The sequence below is a fragment of the Thiomicrorhabdus indica genome (assembly GCF_004293625.1).
In the GTDB taxonomy this organism is placed as follows: Bacteria; Pseudomonadota; Gammaproteobacteria; order Thiomicrospirales; family Thiomicrospiraceae; genus Thiomicrorhabdus; species Thiomicrorhabdus indica.
In genome coordinates, this window is record NZ_CP033040.1 from 2729871 (window position 1) to 2755080 (window position 25210).

Here is a 25210-nt window from a genome sequence, read left to right on the forward strand (position 1 = left end):
GAATGATGTCTTTATTCGTCTAAAAGAGGACAAGAAAAAAAGGGGTGAAACGACTCTTAAGACGGTAGTTGCCTTCAAACCGTTTTGTTTGATGAGAAAGCACTCAAGAAAATTATCTTCGAGTAATAAAACGCCACAACCAAATTACTGCCAATAACTTAATGATGGAAGGAACCAAAGCATACATCAACGTTAAAGGCTCTGTAGATGCACCACTTGCAACACCAGGTTGATAACCCAAAAACCCCAACACAGGCAAACTGATACCTGTGGCGAGTGCTAACGATGATTTTGTGAAAAAGTTCATGAGGGAAAAGGCTCTGCTCGACAGATTCTGAGTATTGGATTGATGAATATTATCTGCCAGAATCGCTGGCGGCAATGCCAAGTCTGCGCCGAGAGCCAAACCAGACAAAACACAAATAATGGCAAAAGGCACTACATCCCCTTCTTTTAAAGTAAACGCCCAACCAAACACCAAAACGGCAAGCAACATACTCCAAAACCAGACGACTGTTTTCCCATGCACTTTCGACAATCTTTGCCAAAGCGGCATTCCCAACACTCCGCTCATAAAATAGAGTAGTAAAAAGAGACCTATCCATTGTTCAGCCTGCAGATGATCTTTAATAAAGAATAGCACCAAGACACCTGGAATCGCCGCTGCAACATTATTAATCAGATAAATCCCAAAGAAGCTTTTTGCCCAAGAAGTGTTTATGGATTGCCAACTAGAGGGTAAGTTATCCGTATTGCTTACCGGAGAAAGCTTTACTTTGCGAAACCAAAGCCAAAAACTCAAAAAACCCAATGCGAGTAAGGGCAAAAAGATTAGAGTTAACAGGTGAAATCCACCGGCCGGTGAATAATTTTGATTCAGCCAAGTCGGTAATGCGGCAGCAACGATCAATCCTAAAAGTCCAATACCTTCACGCCAACCTGTAATTCTTGTTCGTTCGGCAGGCGAACACTGCCAAAGCCCACCCAAAGATTGGAAATTTATACTCATTACACTAAAGCCTGTTGTGCTTAAAAACACAGCCAGACTGAAATGAAGCATAGGAGCACTTTCAGAAGGGTGAAACAGTAGCCAAAATCCAGCAGCTAATAACCCAGCACCCAAAAGCATAATCGCCAATCTATTTTCAGAATAACGATCACTGAGTGAGCCAATCCAAGGGTCTTGTATGGCATCAATTAAGCGCAATACCAGTAACGCTGTTCCCAAATTGACCAATGATAGCTGAAGTTCTGAAGCATAAAATTCAGGCGCATGCATATACAAAGGCAGACCGACAAAAGCTAAGGGAAAAGCCAATAAACCATATTGAATTAAATGCTTTGATCTTAGTACGTTCGTATCTTGCATGGGAATATCACCAATCAAAGAAGAATTGGCAACGACTGAACAGTGAAGGCACCATAACTCCACATTTAGGATTGTCCCAAAAGTTGTAAGCGCAGCTGAGGAGCCGAAGTATTTTCATCGAGCCAAATCCCAAAAAACCAACGGCTAAACTCAGGATCTTCAATCCTACCAATCGCCTCTCCATCTTTAAAAAAGGCCGTCGAACCTGAGGCCTGTCGAACCCCGGTCAAAGACTCTCCTTCTACCACATCTGGAAATATCTCTAGCATGACTTCCAACCAACTTTTCAGCTTTTGTTCATCTTTAAAACCTAACCCTCGGATTTCCTCTACTGAACGCTGTGCAATCGCTTTGCCTTCAAATTTTCTTAAATAGGTTAAGGTTAATGAATACTCCTGGTTACTCTGCCAAGGACGGCTTGCGGCGAATAGTTCCGCTTGATAAATCTCCCAAAACAGTACGGTGTAAACCCCCTTGCCAACCAAAACCTGATTGGCTGGAACAGCAGACGAACTCCATGAAACCGGAATCAAGGCTAACCAAACCAATCCAACCTTTAGAATTTTCTGAAAAAGATTCACAATTTCCTCCAATTTACCGGCCGATTCTATTTAGTCGACTATTTAATTTAAAGGAAATTCGTCTAACCAAAACCAGAGTTTGATTTTCAAACGGTAACTGACAGGATTGCTTCAGAGTTAGTGTCGAAAGGATGAATCACACCTATCAAATCCACAATATGGCTTTAAGAAAAACTGGTACGAATCTTGTTATAGAGTTTTGTTAATTAGCATCAATAAATTATCTGATAACATAGCCACATGCTGTTTTTCGTATAAAAATGTAAAAATTGCTAAGATAAAAACAATTTCAGGTGTGACCGGGGACAAGCTCATGCGTAATAATCAACCAGTTTCCAACAATGAATACTTGTTAAGTGATGGACTCGTCTTGGTCTCTAAAACCGACCTTCAAGGAACCATCATCTATGCAAATGAAGATTTCATTGAAGCCAGTGGATATAGTTATGACGAAATAATCGGTCAACCCCATAACATCCTGCGCCACCCTGATGTCCCTGAAGCAGTATTTGCCGACCTTTGGGCAACCATTCAAAAAGGACGACCATGGCGACAAGTGGTCAAAAATCGACGCAAAAACGGAGATCATTACTGGGTAATCGCAAATACCTCTCCGATTTATGAAAATGGCAAAATCATTGGTTATTTGAGTGTTCGAAAAGCGGCTTCTGATGAACAAAAGGTAGCCGCCGCAGAAGCTTACAAAGCCATTTCCGAAGAAAAACTTTCTCTTACACACGGTCAAGTCGATAGCTTATGGCGTCGACTAAATCCTTTTGCACACTGGAACCCTTTAGTCACAGTCATCCCAGCGACCTTAGTTGCTATTCTTGCCGGTTTTTCGGTTTTTATATGGGAAGAAATCCCATCATGGTTAAATGCAATCACCGTATTCTTAACCGTCCTATCCACCATTCACATTTTGTATTACCTGCATCGTATTCAAGATGCAATTGGCGCTATCCGCAGTATTCGAGACGGCAATTTTTTCAGCTTTATTGATATTCACGGTGAAAACACTTCTGGTGTCATCAATCGCCAAGTACAAAACCTACAAACGCGCCTAGGCGCTCAAATGAATGAGATCGGCATCAACCTCAAAAGCGCTCAACGACTATCCGCAGGCCTTGATAACCAACAATCCATGATGATGCTCGCCGACCAAAACGGTACGATTACCTACATGAACCAATCTCTAAAAGATTTCTTACTGCCTTTAGAAGAAAACATTCGCCAAGAAGTGCCAGATTTCCAAACTGAAAGTCTAATCAATAAGTCTACCGGCTGCTTGTTTAAACATGACTTGAACCTACTCAATGAAATTCTCACACTTACAGCTCCCAAAAATTTTGAGTTTGAATTTTTTGGCGCCAATGTCGGCCTAACCGTCAGTCCCATTAATATTGATAATCAAAAGCTTGGAACCGCGTTGGAATGGGAAGATATTTACCAAAAACAACATGTTCAAGAAGGTTTTAAAAACATTGTCGCCGATGCTCGCACCGGCCGGTTACATTCTCGAATGAACCCTGAAGGTTTGGATGGCTTTTTCTTAGAGATGGCGGAAGGCATTAATCTATTGATGGACAACCTGCAAGCCACGATGAAAGACATCAGCATCATGATTAATGGCCTCTCTGAAAAAGATTTAAGCATGCAGCCAAAGTTTACGCATTCAGGTCAATTTGACTGGACAGTCAAAAACCTCGTTGATGGCTTTGAATCACTCAGAGCCTCATTTTGTGGTGCATCGGATTTGGCACAAGAAGTCTACCAATCAGCAGAAAGTGTCTCTGCGAGTAATGAAGAACTGTCCGAATCGATTCGTAATCAAGTGAAGGAACTTCAATTAACCACTCAAGCCATGAATGCAATTACTGAGAAAGTTGAAGGTACCTCTCAAGAAGCACATCAAGCAAATGAATTGGCCATAAACACTCAAAAACAGATTGAAACCGGCAATCAGAATATGGCTCAAGCCGTTCAAGCGATGAATGAAATTGAAAAAGTTAGTGAAGAAATTACCGGCATTGTCAGCCTCATTGACAGCATCGCCTTCCAAACTAACCTGTTAGCATTGAATGCTGCGGTTGAAGCCGCTCGTGCGGGTGAGCATGGTAGAGGCTTTGCAGTGGTAGCTGGCGAGGTTCGAAGTCTTGCTCAACGCTCAGCCGATGCCGCTCGAGAAATCAAATCTTTGATAGATCAAACGGCTGAAAAAATCTCATCCGGAACCGAAAAAGTTGTCCGAACCAGTGAAAACCTGTCTGAAATCATTCAGCACGTTCAGGAAATGGCGACACGCATCTCGACAATTTCCAATAATTCGCATGAACAATCCCAAGAAATTATCCAAATTAGTCGTTCTATTCAAGAAATTGACCAGTCGGCCGAAACCAGTGCCGCTCTGGTGATGGAAAATAGTTCACTGTCCAACTACTTACAAGAAGTGGCTGACACAATGGATGATTTGGTGTCATCGTTTGAATTAGGAGATTGTGATCAACTGGTTTCTACTGGTAAGGCTGATCCTAAGAAACCTCGCGTTCTGGTTGTGGATGACAATCTCTCTAACCAAAAAGTCGCAGAGATGGTCTTGAAAAAATTTGGATACCGCGTTCTGAATGCCTCTGACGGCCAAAGCGCGGTTAATAAGGTTTCTCAATACAAACCGGATGCCATCTTAATGGATATTGAAATGCCAAGAATGAATGGTATCGAAGCCACCAAACGTATTTTATCTAATGGAAATCGTACACCAATTTTCGCCTACACTGGCCATAAAGATTCTGATGTTCAAGAGTGTCTAGATATTGGTATGCTTGGCATTCTACATAAACCTCTCAAACCGATGGAACTCAAGCAACTTCTTGAAAAAGCAGGCATTAAAGGGTACATGAGTGAAACTGAAATCTTAGCCGCTAAACGAAATAAAATCCTCAAAAATTCTGCACTTGCCCAGCGCTTTGATGAAATGATTAATGCACACTTGGCATGGAAAAAACGGATTCGTCAATTTATCAGTGGCGCTGAAATTGGCGTGACACAAGAAAATGCGGTTGATCATACCGCATGTGTTCTCGGTAAATGGCTCTACTCAGAAGGTCAAAACATGATAGATTCAAGCATTATGCAAACGCTTGAACCTGCACATGCAAAAATGCATAGTACGATTGGCGTCATCATGGATGCGTTTGAGCAAGACGATTATGACACACTTGAATCTAGCGTTAAGGATCTGGATGAATACAGCGATAAAGTTGTGAAGTTATTGAATCAACTCATTTTGCAACAAGGCTAAGCTGAACTCGCTCAGACCTCCTCTGAGCTATTTCTTCCTAGAGTCAGGAGCTGGGGCTAGCTAAACTAAATAGCCCCACTCTTTCCACCGGCCGGTAAACTTTACTCACAACTTCAACAAGTCTAATTTTACATTTCGAAGCGCTTTATAAAGGTGCTTGGGCACAACAGGCTTCGTGACATAATCCTGCATACCCAATGTCAAACAACGCTCAATCTCATCCCCAAATGCATGAGCAGTCATGGCAATAATTGGCAATTGATCATACTGTATTTGCTTTCGAATTTTCTTGGTTGCCTCATCTCCACTCATCACCGGCATCTGAATATCCATAAGCACGACATCGAAAAAGTCATCTGGTTTGGACTGCAATACATCCAACGCCTCTTGACCATTCTCCGCCAAGAAGACCTCCGCACCTTTGGTGGTTAACAGCTCTGTCGTAATCTCTTGGTTAATAATATTGTCTTCTACCACCAATAATCGCCAGTTGATAAACTCCTTAGAATCCCCTTCCAAGGTTTGAAGTTGCTCCATTGGCAGGCTAACCGGCTTACCAATCGGCAATTCAATCTCAAACCAGAAGGTACTTCCCTGACCAACCTCACTCTCTAATTGAATTTCCCCCCCCATTAACCCAACAAAACGCTGTGAAATTGTTAAACCTAAACCCGTTCCACCAAATTTCCGTGTTGTCGACTGATCGGCCTGAATAAACTCTTCAAATAAATTTTCTTGAATATCTTTAGTGATGCCAATCCCCGTGTCTTTGACCTCGAAACGTAAGACGCATTTTTGGTGTTCTACAACTTCCGCTACGTTGGAAACTTTTAGCTCTACAGACCCTTTTTCAGTAAACTTAATGGCATTTGAGAGCAGGTTCGTCAAAACTTGATTAAGCCGCAATTCATCTCCAAGAAATTCTCGATTATCAGGAATTACGTCATAACTTAACGACAAATCAATAGGTTTAACAACCGTTACTTTTAAAGTTTCAATTAAGTTCCGTACCATTTCTTCTAAATTGAAACTAATCGATTCCAATGCCAATTTACCTGATTCAATTTTCGAGAAATCGAGAATATCATTGATAATACCGAGCAAAGAATGACTGGCACGATCAATCTTTTCAACCTTATCTTTTTGTGTTGAGGTTAATTCTGTTTTCAATAACAGGTGTGTTAAGCCAATAACAGCATTCATTGGTGTGCGGATTTCATGACTCATATTCGCTAAAAAACTCGACTTGGCTTGCGCCGCAATTTCGGCATCTTTTTGAGCTTCTTCAGCTTGGTTTTTCCGTTCTTCCAGCTGCTCAATCAATTCATTCTGAAGTGCATGAAAATGCGCATTTGAAAGCAAAATATTGCAAGTTGATTCCAAAGGTTTTAAAAAACTTTCCAATTCTTGGCTAAAAGGTTCAATACCGGCAAACCCAACCAACCCAAAAACTTCTTGATTTTCACTCAATGGCAAGATGATTTGATGCTCATATGGTAATGGACAAAGAAGTTCATCAAATATAGCTTTTACATAAGGATAATCTCGAGCATGACGAGGAGTGGTAAACAATTCATGTAAGTTAGGGCGGCTGCCTTTAAAAAGCTTTTGATTCCGAGTTTTATTCAGCAAGCTATCTGCAGACGCTTTATCTTTCTGGTGAACCAATCCTTCCAACGCCATATAAGTTTCTTTATCTTCATCCTCATACACTCGGGCAAAAAAACCAAATTCCGCATTCACCAAATCGGTTAAGCTCTCAGTCAATCTCTGCAAATTCTGCGACACTTCAGTCGGATGCGTCACACTGTATTCACTCACGCCTTTAAGCGTATCCAAAAACTGGTTATGCTCAGACACCGAACGACGAGCACGTTTTTGCTCGGTCAAATCGGTGATCAACAAAATAAATTGTTTTTTTGTCCCCACTTGTAACTCAGAAATTCTCATCTCAATTGGAACAGTACTCGCGTCTTTTCGTAGACCTTCAATCTCACGTATTTCAGAGAGTTGATGCGGCGTATCACCTTGCAAGTAAGGTTTCAAAGATTCCTCAATTTCCCGTCGATCAATCACAGGAATCAAGGTTAAAATCGACTGGTGCTCCAACTCCTCAGCAACATACCCAAAAATTTTCTCCGCCTGCCGATTTACCCTGAAAATCTTTCCTTTTCTATCCAATTGGATAATCCCGATAACCGCATCATTCAAAATGGCTTCATTCTGAGCCAACGGCAACAGAGCGGCGTTTCGAATGACAAAAATAACGAAAACTAAGAGAATCAATATCACAAAAGCAATCATCAATTCTGCGATAAAAAGAATCGAGTTCTGGTCATAGACCTGTTTAGATTGCGACTGTATTCTGTCAAATACAGTATTACGAAGCTCATTGGCCATTCGGCTCAGTTGATTTAAAGTCGTTATAGAAACCGGCTTAAGCCAATCTTGACGATCAAATTGCAAAGGCACTACTATCTGCTGACTCAGCTCTTGATAAAGAGACGAAAACTCTAAAAGTTGCTTCCAAAAGACGGGAATCTTTTCAATTAATTTGGTATCGGAGTTAAGATAAATTGAGCTTTCACCAAGTACCAGAGAAAGGTCCAAAATCATTTTCCGCAATGGTTCGGTTGGCTCTTTTTGATAGAGCTCAATATAAGTAAGAAGACGGTGAAATTGGCTTGTCCAGCGCGTTATTTGCTGACTTAAATCTTTTAAGCGTCCTAAATGAGAGTTGAAGGCATAAGATTCCTGATGCTTTTGCAGATCATTTTGCATCATCACCTGTAAATTGTTTTGGCTAATCCCCCATTGCTGAATGTCATATCGACATTTAGGAAATGCTTGCATGCAGCGCTCAAAATCCTGCCTTTGCTGCTGTAGATCACGATACAGTTCTTGATAGATTTGCTGATTAGGAATCAACCCCATCAAGTCCATAAACGCTTTATCTGCCTGTAAAATTTGCAAACGCCTTACGTTTTCAGTCTCTTTTGAGACAACATGATTGAAACGCATGGTGGCAAAAATTTCCTGGTCAATTGAATCCAAAAGATCTAAATACGCATCTGTTTTCTCATTTTGGACAAACCATCGTTTCTGCTCAACTAAATCTTCAGCATCTGAATAAACAATCCAGCCAAATAACAGAACCAAGAAAAGAAGCAATGCACTTGATAGAATATTAACTAGCTTATAAACATCCATCGTCATTCTCTTCTTAATTTGCATAAAACTTCACCGGCCGGTCAAAATTCTCAGCACACCGGCTAGAGATCCTTTGTTGAACTTCCGGCAGAATGACTCTTAAGTTGTTCATCCACTTCTTCAAGTAGACTTTGCGCTTCCATAAAATCAAATTCATCCAGTGCCCGTTGAATTTTATTGAACGTAATTCGTGATAAATATTTTGTAAAAAGCGGTTTATTGTCTTTCCAAACATCCATTGTCTTACCATCAAACTCTGTCAATAACGTCATTAGCTGCTGATAAATTTCAGGCCATTCTGTGGAGTCCAAAATTTCAGTCGTAACCTCTTGCACATTCACATCCCCAGCTTGCTGACAGGCGACTTGTAAAGTTTGCCAAATCTGTTGGTGAAGGTTAACAAAACGTTTGAAAACAAAGTCTGTTGGAGTCGAACCTCTTTCCAGCGCTTTTTCTATTTCCAGCAGCTCTGTTTCCAATTCATAGAACCCCATTGTTCCTGAAAGCCCCTTGAAGGTATGAACATAACGCATCGCTTTTTCATTTTCATCGGTAGAGCCAATCAGTGGCAGCATCTCATCTACGGCATTCTGGTATGTTTCAAAAAATTCACACACCAATTTTTTAAATAATTCTTCATTTCCTGCTAGACGTTCAATCGCTAGATCAATGTGTGCCCCTGAAATTTCACCTAAAACTGTCTTCCAGTCATTCACAGGGCCAGAGGCTTTTGGAAAAATAGTTTTTGGCTTTGTTTCGGTGCGATTCTGGCGACACATTTCGTCGACCTCAATAAAACTTGAAACCGCAAACAACTCTGACAACTTCTGGTAAAGGTTTTCCGGCAAAATAGGTTTGGAAATATGACCATTCATACCGGCTTGCTGACACCGTTCAATTTCTTCTGTAAATGCATGCGCGGTCATGGCAATGATTGGCAACTTCTCAGCTCTATAGCCTTTTTCTTCTCGAAGCACCCTCGTCGCTTCCACACCGCCCATAATTGGCATTTGAAGGTCCATTAAAACCAAGTCAATTGAAGTTTCTGCCTGCTCGATCTGATAAATAGCCTGTTCACCATTCTCAGCAACAATCAATTTTGCATTCGTTGGTTTCAGCAACTCCATTGCAACTTGTTGATTAAGATAATTGTCTTCCACAATTAAAAGCGTTCGTCCTTGCAAGTTTGGAATTTTCAAAGACGGGTTACTGGCCAAGCGATCAATACCCTCTCCTCCTAATAATGCAACAATATGCTGCGGCAAAATCGGCTTGGATAAAAAACGGTCGATTCGATATTGCCCTGCCAACTGCTGAAGTCGACTCCAATCGTAAAAGGACATGAGGACAACTTTCTGAGCAAGCTTTGGATACTCTTTAGAGAGATATTCATAAAGCTCAATTCCATCCTCATCCGGCATCACTAAATCGATAAATACCCAGTCAATCTCTTGCGGATTTAAGGAATGAATTTGATACTTGAACAATTGAGCACTGCGAAAAGTCTGAGAAACAATGCCAAATTCTGATAATACTCCCGAAATCTGCGACACTGCCAAATCATTATCGTCAATCACAATTGCATTCATAGATGCTTCAGGACAGTGAGCTTGGGCTTCCGACAAATCAACTTTAAAGGGCAGACTTAGAGTAAATTCAGAACCCTGACCATAAACACTGTTCACACCTATGTCGCCACCCATTTCTTGAGCCAATCCTTGAGAAATCGATAAACCCAGACCCGATCCGCTATGCTGACGAGTTGTCGAAGCATCTACCTGAGAAAAAGCCTGAAATAGCTTTGCTTGCTGTGCTTTTGTCAAACCAATTCCAGTATCTTGGACATGAAAATCAATCCACCAAACACCCTCGGCCTGTGCCGTAGCTTGTACATTCAACGCAACATAACCGGCTTCTGTAAACTTCACCGCATTCCCAAGTAAATTAATCAATATTTGACTAACACGAACAGGATCTCCATAAATCAGAGGCTGTTGACAGTTGCGTAACTGTTTCGGCAGCTCAACAATCACTTCAAGATTTTTGCTTTGTGCTAAACCGCTGACTGAAACTAAACTGTTCTCAATTAACTCTTCAATCGACAAAGGTAAGTTTTCTAACTCAATCTTTCCAGACTCTACTTTTGAAAAGTCTAAAATGTCGTTGATAATATTCAGGAGACTGTTGGCTGATCGGTGAATCTTTTCAACATAATCGTATTGCTTAGGGTTTAAATCTGAATTCAACGCCAGATATGCCATTCCCAAAATAGCATTCATTGGCGTACGAATTTCATGGCTCATATTGGCGAGAAAATTCGATTTCATCTCAGTGGCTGCTTCGGCCTGTTGTCGGGCTGCCTCTAAATTCACTAAAAGTTTTTGCTGCTCATCTTGCTGACGTAAACCAGCAATCATAACCCCACAAGTGGCATGAAACGGTTCTAGGAATTGTGCTAAAGCTTCGCTATAGCCCTCTTCTCGGTTGGCAATACCATAAACCCCCACCAATTCTGATCCTTGAAAAATCGGCACTCCCATGTATTTATTCAAATCTGGATGGCCTGGAGGCGTGTGTCCTCCTCTGGGGTCATTGTTCACATCATTACTAATGACCAAGCGTTCGGTGTACATAGCTCGACCAATTAATGTTTGATCGCTGCACAACATCATGTCTTGATTTTTAAGTTTGGCAAACAGTTCTCTGGATTGATCATTCCAAGAGATATTCGTCAAAGCATGCAGCTTTAAACAGCGAGTTCCATCTTTATGGTGCAGAACTTCTCCGATAAAGCCATACTCACTATCCGTAATATCTAATAGAGCTCCGAGTAAGTCATCCCAGACATTCTCAGCATTCTCTTCAACTACAAATTTTGCAGTAGCATCTCGCACTGCGGCCAGCAATTTATTTTGTAGTTCAGTTTCTCTTTTCGCCTGTTCTAAATCGGATAAGTCAGAAACCACGCCAATAAAATTAATCTCCCCACCATTTTGCACGCGGCTAATCGCCAAATGCATCGGAAATTCCTGCCCATCAGATCGCAGACCTGTTACTTCCCTACCAGTACCTATAATTCGGTTGATTCCTGTCTCAATTTGAGACTGTATATAGCTGTCATGATGTTGCGCATAAGATTCTGGCATCAGCTTGTTTACATTAAATCCGATTAGATCCGATTCACTGTATTTAAAAATTTCGCTGGCTTTTTTATTAATACGGGTAATGATTCCAAACCGATTTATCTGAATAATTCCTGATGCAGCATTATCCAAAATCGCCTGGTTTTCTTGCAATGGCAATACAATCTGATTGCGGATTCTTCGAAAGGCTAACACGACAACCACCCAAAAAACCAAAACGATTACCATAATTAAGACAAAACTGATTTGAGCGTTTTGAAAATAAGAGCGATAACGCGCCTCAACTAATGCATAATTTTCGTTCAACAGGTTATTGTTTGCTTCCAATAAAGGGAGTGCCACGGAAGAACGAAACGGGTATTCACTGAAAGCCGGAGTTTGTAGTTGTAAAATTGGCTGAATGTATCGCTCATCAAGCTCTTCAAAAGAAATCAACATATCGAATACTTGTTGACGAAACTCAATTGGAAATGAGGTTTCAAACTCGGTTAAAGACTGCTCTAAAACCTGTTTTTTCGCTTGAGTTTTGAAATAGGATTCATACAACAGAGGAATGATATCGGCATTACTGGTCTCTTGAAACGCACGAACCGTAATCAGCGTTTTATGCATAAAATAACGCCAACGATATAATCGATCTAAAAACATCAGCGGACCATAAACTTCGGGGTCAACAACAGGAAGTTGTACAACAATACTTTCTAACCGGCTGGTTAAATCATTATGAATCCAGTCCTGAATCTGCCTTAATTGGCGGATTTCACGCAAGCAACCAGTCTGATCTAAACAGTGTGTTTGCGCATCTCTCAAAATAACAAACAGGTCTAAATTTCGTTCTAAATTTGCTAAAGTTTCAACAGTGTCTTGGCTGCGAAAGGCCTTAAAAAAAGATTCTATCGAACGGTTTGTCAGCTCTTCTAACTGTATAACCTCTTGGTATTGAACAGGGTTTTTAGAAAAATGCAGAGCAACTCTGCGTGCCGTTTCATCAGACAGACGTTGATTCAATTCGATTAGATATGGTGTTTTCGAAAGTGCATTGACAAACTTCGCTTCCGTATAAAGCTTGCTTCCCAAATTAAAAAAGACAACTGCAGAAATCAGAAAGATGAGTAACAAAATCAACCAAAAATCACGTTTCATCATGAAGCTATTTTCACCGCGAATCTTTTTCATCAGCTATCCTTAGCGCTAAATACTATCTTTAAATTTTTCACTCAGCGCTTCAATGTTTTTCTCAATTTTCATAAATGAGTCAACAAGCAATGGGTCAAAATGACTGCCTTTACCTTCGCTGATAATGGCTAAAGATTTTTCATGAGTAAATGATTTTTTATAGGTACGCTCAGACCTCAGAGCATCATAGACATCAACCAGTGCCATTAATCGAGCAGGTAGGGGAATCGCATCACCTGATAGATTCTCTGGATAGCCCTGACCATTCCATTTCTCATGGTGACTTAAAGCGATTTGCTGCGCAACGGATAAGAATTCACCGTAATGTCCCATTTGGTCGGCTGCACGTCGCAAAATGTCGTACCCTTTTTGGGTATGTTGTTTCATAATTTCAAATTCTTCTTCAGTCAACTTTCCAGGCTTGAGTAAAATTTCATCTGGTGTTGTGATTTTGCCAACATCATGCAGTGGTGCACATTTGGAAATAATCGCAATTTGGTTTTCCGTAATGCCTAATTCTGGATAATCTTTTGAAGCCTGTTTAGCGAGAGCCTGTATGTAGAGTTGCGTGCGTTTGATGTGATACCCAGTCTCTTCATCACGAAACTCAGCTAAAGAGACCATTACCGACAAGGTTGCCTCTTGCAATTGAACGGCATCTAACAACGTTTGCTCAAGTTTGAATTCCAAAGCGGAGTTTTCCGAGCGTAAAAAAGCTTGATAATCTTCCAAATGAAGCTGAGTTGAAATGCGAGATAGCAGAACTTCGGGGTTAATAGGCTTAGTAATAAAATCATTGCCACCTACACCTAATGCCATCTTTTCATCTTCAGGAGTGTTTTTTGCCGTAATAAAAATAATAGGTAAAAATTCTGTATGAGGTTGGCTGCGAAGAATCCGACAAACCTCAAACCCATCCATACCGGGCATCATCACATCAAGCAAAACCATGTGGATGTCTTTCGCTTGCTCAGAGGTTTGTAACAACTGTAATGCTTTCTCTCCACTATTAACTAATTTCACTCGGTAGCGTTCTTTAAGACATTCATTGAGCAACATCAAATTCGCGGGCGTGTCATCGACACATAAGATAGTTTTCTTGAATTTGGAATGTGATTCGCTCATAACAATTAAACCTACCGATTTTAGAGGAATAAGTAATAGTGCCCAAGTGTATCTTGTCTAACAAGGGTGGTAAAGAATTTTACTCATTTCGAAAGAATTAACCGGCCGGTAGGGACATTGAACTTATCTTCTCTAATTAAAAACATTAATGGTTAGACTTTCTAAAAATGCCTATTTGATTGAGCAGTTTGTATCCCAATTAGTTGAAAACCATAAACACCTACTTTGATCAACTAAACGATAACTTTTTATGCCCAGTACGATCCGAATATTCAAAACATTCAACAGCTCACGGAAACCACTAAGTATCGTTTTTCATTGATCCCAAAAGAGACCTACGCCACAGCGTTGCAAAAGATGCATGTCCTGAATTCTCACTGTCAGAGCTTTTTTGTTTTTGTCGAAAAAACTATAATTCTCAGAAAATTTTAGTGCTAAAGGGATAACCAATGTGTGGAGGAGTGGAATATCAATGGAATGATCAGGCAATGCGTATCTATTTCCCGACCCCCAATGCACAGTTACCAGTCATTCGAAAAGATGGTCAATTAGAACTCGTGACCTGGGGTCGACGTACTGAGGAAAACACCCCAGAAGCAGAGGGCTTTCCCGTCAATGGCTGGGTTCGGTATGAAAGCTACCTAAACCCTCAATCTTCTTGGCGCAACTTTCGTCATAAAGAGGTAAAAATTGCCGTTCCACATTTTATGGAAAAAGATCAAAATGGGAAGTCCCACTGGTTTAGTTTGCAGTCCAATGAGTATATTCGCGGGCTATTGCTCATTATAGAGAATCGCTGGCGAGTCTATGTTATGACATCGGAACCGCCAGAAGAGGCAACACCTTACCTTCAAGAACAAAGCTTTCATGATGACTTATTCGGAGCGATTCCTACCCGGCCGGTTGAAATCCATCATCGCTGGCCAATGACTGGAAAACTCTAAGAACTGGTATCAAGCCTAGCCTTCTCAGCTTTTAACGGCGGGATACCATACATCTAAATTAAAATTTTTGACCGCCATGTCGAATAGCGTATGAATCGAAGTCGCCTGTTTTGCAAAGGCCTCTGTCACTTCGGCTGGCATCACAAAACCTTGCACATCAAATTGTTCCATCATTGACCAATCTAAGGCCCAAGGGGTTTCTAATTCGCAAATCAACACCAACCCCATTTGATTGAATGTATTTAATTTATCAAGGCCTTGATTTGTGAGAACCTCCCATTCACTTTGCGATAGCATTACCGCCATATTTTCAGATGGATTTGACAAGATACTTGCCGAAAACTCTTCTGAATTCAACAAATCTGCATTCAAGCGCAACACCACTTGATCTTCTTTACCGGCCGGTAATTGATCTAAATAAAATTGTGCGCTGTCCCATAACCATTGGCCGACTGCACGCTTGGGAATACAGTCAGTTTCCAGCAATGCCTTCAAAGCATCTTTTTCAGCCGAATGATCTGCTCTCACCTCAAGCAGCGACGAAGTTTGATTTTCCCAAACCTGAGAAGTCACCTTAAATCCAGTCAAATCCATATCTTCAGGTAAATGGTCTTCTTCTTTCACCTTATTAGGTAGCTGTTGATAGAAAAACGCCTGTTTTTTTCCTAAAGCTTTTGAGTGATACAGCGCCTGATCGGCATAATTAATCAAATCGTTCGCAAATTTAGCGTCATCTGGATAAAGCGCAATACCAATACTGGTCGAAATTCGAATATCCTGATTATCAATCCAGTAAGCACGACTCACCTCAGAAATAATTCGATTGCAGACCACTTTTAAATTTTCAATATGCGTTTCTGGAACAATAATGCAAAACTCATCACCTCCTAAACGGCTGATAAAGTCTTCTTCGCGAACAGCAGACTGCAAACGCGCACTCACCAATTGCAATAGCTCGTCACCCACTTGATGCGAGCAGGTATCATTAACGGCTTTAAATCCATCTAAATCCAAGAACAGTAACGCAAATTCTTCTTGCTTGGAATCCAAAATCGTTTCATGAAGTTTATGCTGAAAATGTGCTCGGTTTGGCAAATGCGTTAAAGCATCAAAATGCGCTTGACGATAATGCGACTGTGATCGCTGCTGTACAACATGATTAATATAGCTTTGAGTATCATGACTGAATGCTGAAATAGCAAGTTCTTCGGACCGAACCTCATCAGACTGGCGGCGTTTAAAACTTAAATCCGCCGAACTTTTCTGCAAGCGTTCTTCATTCAGACAGTTTTTAACATTCATCGCATCAGGACATAACTCAATCAGACGATTAAGGTTGTAAAGATTACCTGTCACTGGTGGAGCAACTTGAATCACATCTGGAAAATCTAACACTTCTAATGCTGACATAACTTTCCCTCTTGGGGTCTGACTACAAAGAAGATTCGTTTTCATTCTTTGCAGTTTTTCTAATCTTTGTCGATTCAGCAACGCGACTTCTTATTTCTTAAGCCTTATAATATTGGGCTTATTTTCCACTTCTGGGAAAGTTTGGCTTGATTTGCGTTCTCGCCAGATCAACACTATAGAAACTACCAAGCAAAGGAGATGCCATGTCGAGCATTGGTACACCATTTTCCCCTACCGCAACCCGTGTTTTATTGTGTGGCTCAGGCGAGCTGGGAAAAGAGGTTGTTATTGAACTACAACGTCTTGGCGTCGAAGTCATCGCAGTTGATGCCTACGAAAACGCGCCAGCCATGCAAGTTGCGGATCGCTCACATGTCGTTTCCATGCTAGATGGAGACGCACTTCGTGCAGTGATTGAGAAGGAACAACCACATTATATTGTTCCAGAAGTCGAAGCCATTGCCACTGATACGCTTGCTGCATTGGAATCAGAAGGCTTTACTGTCATCCCAACCGCACGCGCCACGCAATTAACAATGAACCGCGAAGGGATTCGGCGCCTAGCCGCAGAAGAGCTTGACTTACCGACATCTAGCTACGAGTTCGCAGACAATTTAGAAGATTTCACCTCAGCCATCGAACGAATCGGTATGCCGTGCGTTGTTAAGCCAATTATGAGCTCCTCCGGTAAAGGCCAAAGCATTGTTAAATCGAGAGATGACATTGAAAACTCTTGGAATTATGCACAAGAAGGCGGCCGAGCAGGAAAAGGCCGAGTCATTATTGAAGGCTTTGTCGATTTTGACTATGAAATCACCTTACTCACCGTTCGACATAAAGATGGCATTAGCTTCTGTGCGCCAATTGGACACTATCAAGAAGACGGTGATTATCGAAAATCATGGCAACCTCATCCAATGAGTGACATTGCACTTAAAACTGCGCAGGATACAGCGGTAAAAATTACCGATGCGCTTTGTGGAGAAACCGGTAGAGGTTTATTCGGCGTAGAGCTATTTGTCAAAGGTGATCATGTCTATTTCAGCGAAGTCTCACCTCGTCCTCATGACACAGGATTGGTCACGTTAATCTCGCAAGATTTATCAGAATTTGCATTACATGTGCGGGCAATTTTAGGCTTAAGCATCCCTAATATCACTCAACATGGCCCAAGTGCATCAAGTGTCATTTTACCGACAGGCACCTCAAACCAGATGAATTTCGGTAATTTAGACCAGGCACTCAGCGAACCGGACACTCAAATCCGCCTATTTGGCAAACCGAGCATTAGTGGCCGTCGCCGCATGGGCGTTGCGCTTGCTCGCGGCAGTTCTATTGATGACGCCATTGAAAAGGCTCAGAGAGCTTCGCGTGCTGTTAAAGTAGAACTGTAAACGTCCTTTAGGATAAAACATACCGGCCGGTAATTAGCCTGAAATAGAGGCTTATAACTCAAATAATAGAGCACTACCTTTGCCGGTCTTGCCGCCTTTAAATCCCTACAAAAATTATGGGCGGCAAGAAATTGCCGCATAAGGTATCGGCACACATTCTAAAACCTTTAGTTTTTCCATAAATTCCAGTTTCTTTTACACCGACCTCCACTTAAACCGCCTACAAATCACTTGCTCTTAGAAGATTCGTGCAAGCTCCAATCCAATCAACTAACTCAATTTGGCACACTTGGTGCTGTACGGCAGTTAATACAGAACTTTAGCTGTTTTCTTCAGACTGAAGTCACTAGTAACCTTCTTAAGTTTGCATCAGTGAAAACACTCTCAATTTAGAGTGATTCATTCTTGCCAAGAGGGCCGCTAAACACACAAGGGAATTCGAGAGCGTTATCCACACAAGAAATCATTAAGTCATTTCGTTCTCACGATAATTCACAAGGGATATAAGGAGTCAACTATGACACTGAATAATACTACGCCTGAAGAAGTCAAAGCACCGCTATTGGCAGACTATCAGCGCAATATGGAAGCTGAACAGCACCTAAAAGATAATCCAAAGCAAACAGTACTACTTTTGCTTCAAGGTGCCGTTGATAAAGGTAACTTAGCGAAAGTTTGTCACAAAAGCCAAGCTTGGGTAGAAAAAGGGTTTCACCTTGGACGTATGACAACCATCTTGGATGCCTTGCGTGACCGCCTTCACTTTACTCAAGATACGCCTCTTGCTTATGACTTAGAAGAGCTATATCGTTATTCGGATCAATGCATTCAAGAAGCCGTAACAGAAAAAGATTTGACTTATCTGAATGGCGCAATTGATGTCATGACAGAACTGCGAAACGCTTGGTTAGAGATGCTTGTTCAAACAGGTGAAGTAGAAGAATAAGCCTTTCTCTTTTCCAAAACATTCTACTCAAGCCAGAAAACTTAAGTTTTCTGGCTTTTTTGTTTTGAATCGTAAAAAGTTTCCTTATTATGAAAACAGTCTGTCAAAAAACTTTCTTAATCAACTAACCCAATGGTTTTAAAAGTTTTTTTGTTATAATAAAGGGCTATTGCGAACTTTTCTCAAAAGTTTTATATTTAAAGTATAGGCAGAATCTAATATGATTAAAGGTTCTGAAATTTTACAAACTCGTTTTTAAATTCTTTGTGGAGTTGAATATGTCTGCTGTCATTACTGCAAACAATCAAAGCTTGATGGAAACATCAAACAGCTTGGTGCCAAGCGACTCGGCAAAAAATACTTTGCCTGAGGTCGCGATTAACACGCAACAGCTATCGCCTGGGCAAAATTTAGAAACTTACTTGCGAACAGTTCAAACGATTCATCAATTGAACGCTCAAGAAGAAAAAACGCTTGCTGAACGTTTGTACTATCAAAAAGATTTGGAAGCTGCTCGTCAGTTAATTTTATCTTCGCTACGCTATGTAGTGCCAATTGCACGCACCTACAAAGGCTACGGCTTACCACTAGGTGACATTATCCAAGAAGGAAATGTCGGCCTCATGAAAGCGGTCAAACGCTTTAACCCAGAAGAAAATGTTCGTCTAATGACGTTTGCAGTTCACTGGATCCGTGCTGAAATCAATGAATACGTAATTCGCAATTGGCGTATTGTCAAAACAGCGACCACTAAAGCACAACGCAAATTATTCTTTAAACTACGTAGCACCAAAAAGTCCTTGGAATGGTTTGGTGACAAAGATGCCAGCAAAGTCGCCGATGAACTTGGGGTAACAACTAAAGACGTACTGGAAATGGAATCTCGCCTATACGGCAAAGACATCTCAGTAGATTTACCCGAAGATGATGATAATCAAAACACCACCTTTCCGGTTTTGGTCAGCCAAGAAGCAGATCCAGCATTGCAATTGGAACAGCAAAACTATGCCGACTACCAACTTGGTAAAATGCAGAATGCATTGGCAACACTCGATGAGCGTAGTCGAGATATATTACAAAAACGCTGGTTAACCGATGATAAAATCGGGTTGAAAGAACTCTCAGAAGAATACGGTGTTTCAATGGAACGTATTCGCCAAATTGAAAAACAAGCGATGAACAAACTCAAAACACAGATGATGACTTAAATTAAACCCGCTTTCACTGCGGGTTTTTTATTGTCTAAATAACTCAATCAAGCCTTCCTATTCAAACCCTATACAAAACCTATACAGAACTGTGTTAAAATTTTCCTATTAAAATTCTAATGAATCGCGAGAATGTTTTTCAAAAAACACCAAGTACACATAAATTCAAAATAGAACACCCACTGGATAACCATATTTTTTGAAAACCACTCTGGCAAAGACATAAAACCTAAGCAAAACGACTTCCATAGGATTGGTACATGCAGACTTTCGCAATCGAGACTTTTGATAAAACTCAACCTATCTCACAACAAAAGCAACTGATTAGTCATAACATCATTTTAAACAGGGGAGAGGTGGAAGAAAAACGTGCTGAAATCAAAGCTTATTTTAATCAAACCTTTGATATCTACGAAGCTCTGTTTGAAACTCTTGCCAATGATGATGCCTACTACATGCGACCTTGTAGCCTGCGCCACCCACTGATCTTCTATTTTGGTCACACCGCCACTTTCTTCACCAATAAATTAGTGTTAGCAAAACTGCTCCCGAAGCGCATCAACCCAAAAATCGAATCCATGTGTGCGGTTGGGGTAGATGAAATGTCATGGGATGATCTAAATGAAGCAAATTATGACTGGCCAACCGTTCAAGAAGTGCGCACCTATCGCAACCAAGTTCGCGAAGCAGTGAATGACCTGATTGATTCTGTTGAATTTTCCATGCCAATTGATTGGCAAAGCCCTCTTTGGCCAGTGATGATGGGCATCGAGCATGAGCGTATTCACCTTGAAACTTCATCCGTGCTCATTCGTCAACTACCTATTGATACAGTCTTACCTAGCCCAATCTTTCCAATTTGCCCTGAACAGGACCCGAAAGCGCCAGACAATAGTTTGCTGACAGTTACTGCAGGTGAAGTTGTGATTAACAATCAAGATCCTGCGGAATTTTACGGCTGGGATAATGAATATGGACAACATCACACGTTTGTTGACGAATTCAAAGCTTCAAAATATTTAGTGAGCAATGCCGAATTTTTAGAGTTTGTCGAAGCCGGAGGCTATGAAACAAGTGAGTTTTGGGATGAAGAAGGCAATCGTTGGCGAGATTACTCTCCTGTAAAGCATCCAAGCTTTTGGATTAGAAAAGACGACGATTGGTATCTGCGCTGCATGACCGAAGAAATTGCTATGCCATGGAGCTGGCCTGCAGAAGTCAATTTCCATGAAGCTGCTGCATTTTGTCGCTGGAAATCGAAAATGACCGGCAAATCGATTCGCCTTCCATCTGAAGATGAATGGTTACGTCTGCGGGATTTTTCAGGAGCAATGGCCTATCAAGACCAAGCTAATTGGAATTTGCAGAAATATGCCTCTTCAACCCCTGTAGATGATTCACCGGCCGGTGAATTCTTTGATATCTTAGGAAACGTTTGGCAATGGACTATGACCCCCATTTACCCATTTGATGGCTTTAAAGTTCACCCTCTGTACGATGATTTCACGACACCAACTTACGATAATCGCCACAACATTTTCAAAGGTGGTAGCTGGATTTCAACCGGCAATGAAATCAATGGCCTCTCGCGGTATGCCTTCCGCCGCCATTTTTTCCAACACGCCGGTTTTCGCTACATTGAATCGGATGCCGAAGTACAGACTGAATTTTCAACCTATGAAACCGATGTCACCGTCGCCAGAGCCTGTGATTTCCACTATGGCGAAGAAAAATTTGGCATTGCAAACTTTGCCAAGACTATTGCCGAACTGGCGCAAACAGCGATCTCTGAGGATATCGATCTAGCCAAACGTAATGATATTAAAGCTATTGAGGTCGGCTGTAGCGTGGGTCGAACCAGTTTTGAACTCTCGAAGCACTTTAATGAAGTCACAGGACTGGATTTTACCGCCCGCAATATTCGCATTGCTCACCAGCTACAAACCACCGGTTCGGTACTCTACACCATCGCTCAAGAAGGCGAAGTCATGAACTTTGAAGAGCGTACTTTAAGCGAATATGGTTTAGACAAATTCGCAACCAAATGCGAATTTTTACAGCAAGATGCGAGCAATATGAAACCGATCTTTACCGGTTACGACATAATGGTATCAGCCAACTTGCTGGAAAAGCTCTATGAACCCCAAAAATTCCTAACCGATATCGCTCACCGTTTAAACACTGGTGGTTTACTTCTTTTAGCATCGACGTATGATTGGAGTGAAAAAAACACCCCCAAAGACCGATGGCTAGGCGGCTTAAAAGATCCAAAAACCGGTGAAAACGTTGACAGCTTTGATACGATTGCAAAAATACTCGGTACTGACTTTGAATTAGTGAAAGCTCCGTTTGATATTGAACTTGTGCAACGGCAAACCGCTCGAAAATTCGAACATAGCCTTTCAGAAGTCAGCATCTGGAAAAAACGTTATTAAATCATACAAGCCTTCAACTTGCTGCAAACACAAGCCAAAGCATCACGACTCATAATTGAATTGTGATGCACTTTAAGCGCATAGAAGGACAGAAACAAATTCATGATATCCTTTGGATACACTAACTGAAAATATCAGTTTCATTCATATCAATTTCGGAAAACTCATGGATAATACCGAGTGGCAAATTCCTCTTTCTACCGAGCAAATATCACATGCTCACCTTACCTATTTTGACCGGCCGGTAAATCGAGAAAACACTTTTTCAGAAAAGTATGATCTACGAGAAACGCTATTTGGCACCAAAGACGTGATACCTATGTGGGTCGCGGATATGGACTTGCCGACTGCACCATTTATTATTGATGCTCTCAAACAACGTCTTGACCACTCCCTTCTTGGCTACAACCTCATGCCAAACACAGCCCTTGAAGCGATTATTGACTGGCAAGCACAACACAATTACACAGTGCACACCAAAGAAATCTGTTTCACACACAATGTTGCCAATGGATTTCACCTTGCTGTACAAGCGGTAACGGAACCAAAAGACTCAGTTTTGGTGATGACACCGGTTTACCCCCCTTTTATGCAAGCGGCTGAAAAAACTGGACGAAAAACGGTTTGTTTACCACTTTTAGAGACTCATACTGACAGCGTCATCGACTATCAAATGGATTTTGAAAATCTTGAGAAATCGTTCAGTAGTGACAACATTAAAGCACTGTTATTTTGCCATCCTCACAACCCCGTTGGGCGTGTTTGGAGCAAACAAGAATTGTTAAAACTGAGCCAGCTCTGTTTAGATTATGGCGTGGTAATAATTTCTGATGAAATCCATTCGGACTTAGTTTTGACCGGCCGGCATATTCCTATCGCAAGCCTGAGCGAAGAAGTTGCCCAAAAAACCATTACGTTAAGTTCTCCGGGCAAAACTTTTAATTTGGGCGGCTTGCAAATTGGTTATGCCATTATTGCCAACCCTTACCTTCGCAAACAATTTGAAAAAGCCAGTCAAAGCGTTTCCATTCACGATTTAAACACCTTTGCACTGCACGCCTTAATTGCCGCTTATTCACCGGCCGGTAACAATTGGACTTTGGCTCTTTTAGAGCACATTAAAAACAACTTCAATCAACTTCAAATATTTTTGAAGCAATATGCCCCAGAAATCAAAATCAACCGAGCACAGGCAACTTATCTAGTTTGGTTAGATTTTTCAGCTTGGGGATGGCCACAAAACCAATTGAAAGACTGGCTCGTCAAGGAAGCCAAACTCGGACTAAGCAATGGAGACTCTTTTTTCCCGAAACAAATTCGGGACACCAGCAAGATGCGAATGAATCTCGCAGTCTCAACTGAAACCATGCAAAATGCCCTGAAACAGTTGCAACTGGCACTTGAAAAGAGAACAATCGAATGAAGAACCCTATGGCCGCACAAATCGCTGAACAGTTGGAACAAAGTAAACACTGGGAACCTCTAAATCGCGATACGATGGAATTTCATCGATTCGAAGGCACGAAACCCGAAGCGGAATTTAATCGTGAGCTTTTAGCACATTTAATAACTTTCGACCACTTCTATAAGAGGATTCAACACCGTTACGCCTGCGGTTTTGAAATTGAATTTTATCTAGTTCCAGAACAGATACCCTTTTTAGAGCAAACCATCGCCGCCTTACTTCCCAAATCACAAATGCTGCTGATTGATTTAAACAAGCCGATAAAAACCAATGGTCGGCATTTTTATTTAATGGCCGAAAACACAGGTAAAGCACCAGAAGGACTAAAAAGCTATGAATTAGTAAGCCCGATTCTAGACCCAAAAAGCTTGCCGTATTTTTTAACCACACTCCTAGACACTTTAAACACTCTTCAAGCGCAAGATAATCAACATCTAGGCTTTCATCTCCATATTTCGACTGAAGACCCCGATCCGATTTCACCGATTGCGCTGCTGTTTTTTTTGGATCAAAATCGCTGTTTTGATTGGCCTGAACGCCAGTTCACTCGTGATTTAGTGAGACAGTTTTTTGAGTATCCACCTCAAGACTGGCAACTCATTTTTGAAGAAATTACGCGTAAATGCTATAACTTAAACCTTCTTCATTACCCTGAAAACAATCGAATTGAACTTCGCTCAGTCGGTGGCACAAGCTATCTACAACAAAGCAAAAAAATCATCGAAAATAGCTTAAATGCTTTAATTAGCTTTGAACAAGCAAAAAAAACACCGGTTCTTGAAATTGCTACACAAATCGAAAAGCGCTTTTCCCCGTCGAAAAATATCCAACCTTTAAACCAGGTAGACTACCGAACCTTACTCAAGAGTTGTGACCAATCCAGAACCAAACAAATGTGGTTCTCGACTATCCGGCCTACAACGCATGAAGAGTAAAATTACAGGTCAAGCCTTAACAGATTGCAGCTTTGAAGATCGTCATTGCTGAGCAACCAGATTTGATTAAATGGATGCTGCTTTGGTGTTTCAATGAGATGTAAATGTTCAGCAAACATAGAGGTTTGCCACTTTGGGTTGAGGTTACGAATCACCAACCAGACGCTTTGCGATTCATAATGTTTTTGGGACTTACTGTGCAAAACACGGCTTAACGCTTCAAGCATTCGATGAGTCGGCGGTGTTTTATGCAAATGCTCTAAAGCTTGCAAAGTTTGCCCAGTCAATGACTTGCCTAACAGCTGCTTAGCTTCCTCTGTCGAACCATAAAGGTGTGCAATTTCTAGGTCCAGACGCTTGCCATCCAGATAACAACTCACGTCTGGTTTACGCGGCTCATTATGCCAAATATGACGCATAGGTACGCCAAACATCTGCTCATAGCGACGCATGAAGAGTTTTGCCGCATCGTGTTCTAAACGGATTTTTTCCTCTTCACTGCTCACAGCTGCTTCCCACACTCACTCACAAAACCCAAACGACGCTCAAAAAAGGTTTTAAATAAAAC

The 25210-nt window shown here is 41.3% G+C and carries 15 protein-coding genes; 8 read left to right on the forward strand and 7 right to left on the reverse strand.

Annotation, left to right across the window (positions count from 1 at the left end; genetic code table 11):
• Positions 1–112: 112 nt before the first annotated feature.
• Positions 113–1369, reverse strand: a complete 1257-nt coding sequence (locus tag D9T12_RS11950; protein ID WP_130538384.1) for an MFS transporter — start codon at positions 1367–1369, stop codon at positions 113–115.
• Between the two features lie 65 nt (positions 1370–1434).
• Entirely contained in the window at positions 1435–1950 is a 516-nt protein-coding gene (locus tag D9T12_RS11955; protein WP_165395117.1) for a chalcone isomerase family protein, read from the reverse strand.
• Between the two features lie 313 nt (positions 1951–2263).
• On the opposite strand from D9T12_RS11955, the gene D9T12_RS11960 reads away from it, so the two are divergent.
• Entirely contained in the window at positions 2264–5251 is a 2988-nt protein-coding gene (locus D9T12_RS11960) for a methyl-accepting chemotaxis protein (RefSeq protein WP_130538386.1), read from the forward strand.
• A 105-nt stretch (positions 5252–5356) separates the two neighbouring features.
• Here D9T12_RS11960 and D9T12_RS11965 read toward each other — a convergent pair whose 3' ends face one another.
• Genes D9T12_RS11965 through D9T12_RS11975 form a run of 3 tightly spaced genes read right to left on the reverse strand, consistent with a single transcriptional unit; the run spans position 5357 to position 13905 of the window.
• The gene (locus D9T12_RS11965; protein WP_130538387.1) at positions 5357–8485 is read right to left on the reverse strand and encodes an ATP-binding protein; all 3129 of its coding nucleotides are present in this window, start codon (positions 8483–8485) and stop codon (positions 5357–5359) included.
• A 38-nt stretch (positions 8486–8523) separates the two neighbouring features.
• A complete protein-coding gene (locus tag D9T12_RS11970) occupies positions 8524–12780 on the reverse strand; it encodes a response regulator (RefSeq protein ID WP_130538388.1) in 4257 nt (1418 codons plus the stop codon).
• 15 nt (positions 12781–12795) lie between these two features.
• Positions 12796–13905 carry an HD domain-containing phosphohydrolase gene (locus tag D9T12_RS11975; RefSeq protein ID WP_130538389.1) on the reverse strand — a complete coding sequence of 370 codons (1110 nt, stop codon included), beginning with the start codon at positions 13903–13905 and terminating at the stop codon, positions 12796–12798.
• Between the two features lie 449 nt (positions 13906–14354).
• Between D9T12_RS11975 and D9T12_RS11980 the strand changes: the two genes are divergently transcribed.
• Positions 14355–14849, forward strand: a complete 495-nt coding sequence (locus D9T12_RS11980; RefSeq protein WP_130538390.1) for a hypothetical protein — start codon at positions 14355–14357, stop codon at positions 14847–14849.
• A 24-nt stretch (positions 14850–14873) separates the two neighbouring features.
• Here D9T12_RS11980 and D9T12_RS11985 read toward each other — a convergent pair whose 3' ends face one another.
• On the reverse strand, positions 14874–16259 hold the full coding sequence (locus D9T12_RS11985; protein ID WP_165395118.1) for a GGDEF domain-containing protein: 1386 nt from the start codon (positions 16257–16259) through the stop codon (positions 14874–14876).
• Positions 16260–16462: 203 nt separating this feature from the next.
• Here D9T12_RS11985 and purT point away from each other — a divergent pair, with 203 nt between their 5' ends.
• The 6 genes from purT (at position 16463) to D9T12_RS12015 (ending at position 24642) form a co-directional block, all read left to right on the forward strand.
• Positions 16463–17653: a formate-dependent phosphoribosylglycinamide formyltransferase gene (gene purT / locus D9T12_RS11990; RefSeq protein WP_130538392.1), complete on the forward strand. Its 1191-nt coding sequence runs from the start codon at positions 16463–16465 to the stop codon at positions 17651–17653.
• Positions 17654–18170: 517 nt separating this feature from the next.
• A complete protein-coding gene (locus D9T12_RS11995) occupies positions 18171–18599 on the forward strand; it encodes a flagellar export chaperone FliS (protein ID WP_130538393.1) in 429 nt (142 codons plus the stop codon).
• A gap of 362 nt (positions 18600–18961) precedes the next feature.
• Positions 18962–19807, forward strand: a complete 846-nt coding sequence (gene rpoH / locus D9T12_RS12000) for an RNA polymerase sigma factor RpoH (RefSeq protein WP_420824248.1) — start codon at positions 18962–18964, stop codon at positions 19805–19807.
• A 260-nt stretch (positions 19808–20067) separates the two neighbouring features.
• Positions 20068–22242, forward strand: a complete 2175-nt coding sequence (gene ovoA, locus D9T12_RS12005; protein WP_130538394.1) for a 5-histidylcysteine sulfoxide synthase — start codon at positions 20068–20070, stop codon at positions 22240–22242.
• A 166-nt stretch (positions 22243–22408) separates the two neighbouring features.
• Positions 22409–23665, forward strand: a complete 1257-nt coding sequence (locus D9T12_RS12010; RefSeq protein WP_130538395.1) for a MalY/PatB family protein — start codon at positions 22409–22411, stop codon at positions 23663–23665.
• A complete protein-coding gene (locus tag D9T12_RS12015) occupies positions 23662–24642 on the forward strand; it encodes an amidoligase family protein (protein ID WP_130538396.1) in 981 nt (326 codons plus the stop codon). Before D9T12_RS12010 ends, D9T12_RS12015 begins: the two co-directional genes overlap by 4 nt.
• A 2-nt stretch (positions 24643–24644) precedes the next feature.
• Here the strand turns inward: D9T12_RS12015 and D9T12_RS12020 are convergent, their stop codons facing one another.
• Entirely contained in the window at positions 24645–25148 is a 504-nt protein-coding gene (locus D9T12_RS12020) for a hypothetical protein (protein ID WP_240693192.1), read from the reverse strand.
• Positions 25149–25210: the final 62 nt, after the last annotated feature.

What these genes read in the sequence shown, in the direction of transcription:
- D9T12_RS11950 (WP_130538384.1), bottom strand. Translation starts at nt 1,369, where the DNA reads ATGCAAGATACGAACGTACTAAGATCAAAGCATTTAATTCAATATGGT.
- D9T12_RS11960 (WP_130538386.1), top strand. Translation starts at nt 2,264, where the DNA reads ATGCGTAATAATCAACCAGTTTCCAACAATGAATACTTGTTAAGTGAT.
- D9T12_RS11965 (WP_130538387.1), bottom strand. Translation starts at nt 8,485, where the DNA reads ATGCAAATTAAGAAGAGAATGACGATGGATGTTTATAAGCTAGTTAAT.
- D9T12_RS11970 (WP_130538388.1), bottom strand. Translation starts at nt 12,780, where the DNA reads ATGAAAAAGATTCGCGGTGAAAATAGCTTCATGATGAAACGTGATTTT.
- D9T12_RS11975 (WP_130538389.1), bottom strand. Translation starts at nt 13,905, where the DNA reads ATGAGCGAATCACATTCCAAATTCAAGAAAACTATCTTATGTGTCGAT.
- D9T12_RS11980 (WP_130538390.1), top strand. Translation starts at nt 14,355, where the DNA reads ATGTGTGGAGGAGTGGAATATCAATGGAATGATCAGGCAATGCGTATC.
- D9T12_RS11985 (WP_165395118.1), bottom strand. Translation starts at nt 16,259, where the DNA reads ATGTCAGCATTAGAAGTGTTAGATTTTCCAGATGTGATTCAAGTTGCT.
- purT (WP_130538392.1), top strand. Translation starts at nt 16,463, where the DNA reads ATGTCGAGCATTGGTACACCATTTTCCCCTACCGCAACCCGTGTTTTA.
- D9T12_RS11995 (WP_130538393.1), top strand. Translation starts at nt 18,171, where the DNA reads ATGACACTGAATAATACTACGCCTGAAGAAGTCAAAGCACCGCTATTG.
- ovoA (WP_130538394.1), top strand. Translation starts at nt 20,068, where the DNA reads ATGCAGACTTTCGCAATCGAGACTTTTGATAAAACTCAACCTATCTCA.
- D9T12_RS12010 (WP_130538395.1), top strand. Translation starts at nt 22,409, where the DNA reads ATGGATAATACCGAGTGGCAAATTCCTCTTTCTACCGAGCAAATATCA.
- D9T12_RS12015 (WP_130538396.1), top strand. Translation starts at nt 23,662, where the DNA reads ATGAAGAACCCTATGGCCGCACAAATCGCTGAACAGTTGGAACAAAGT.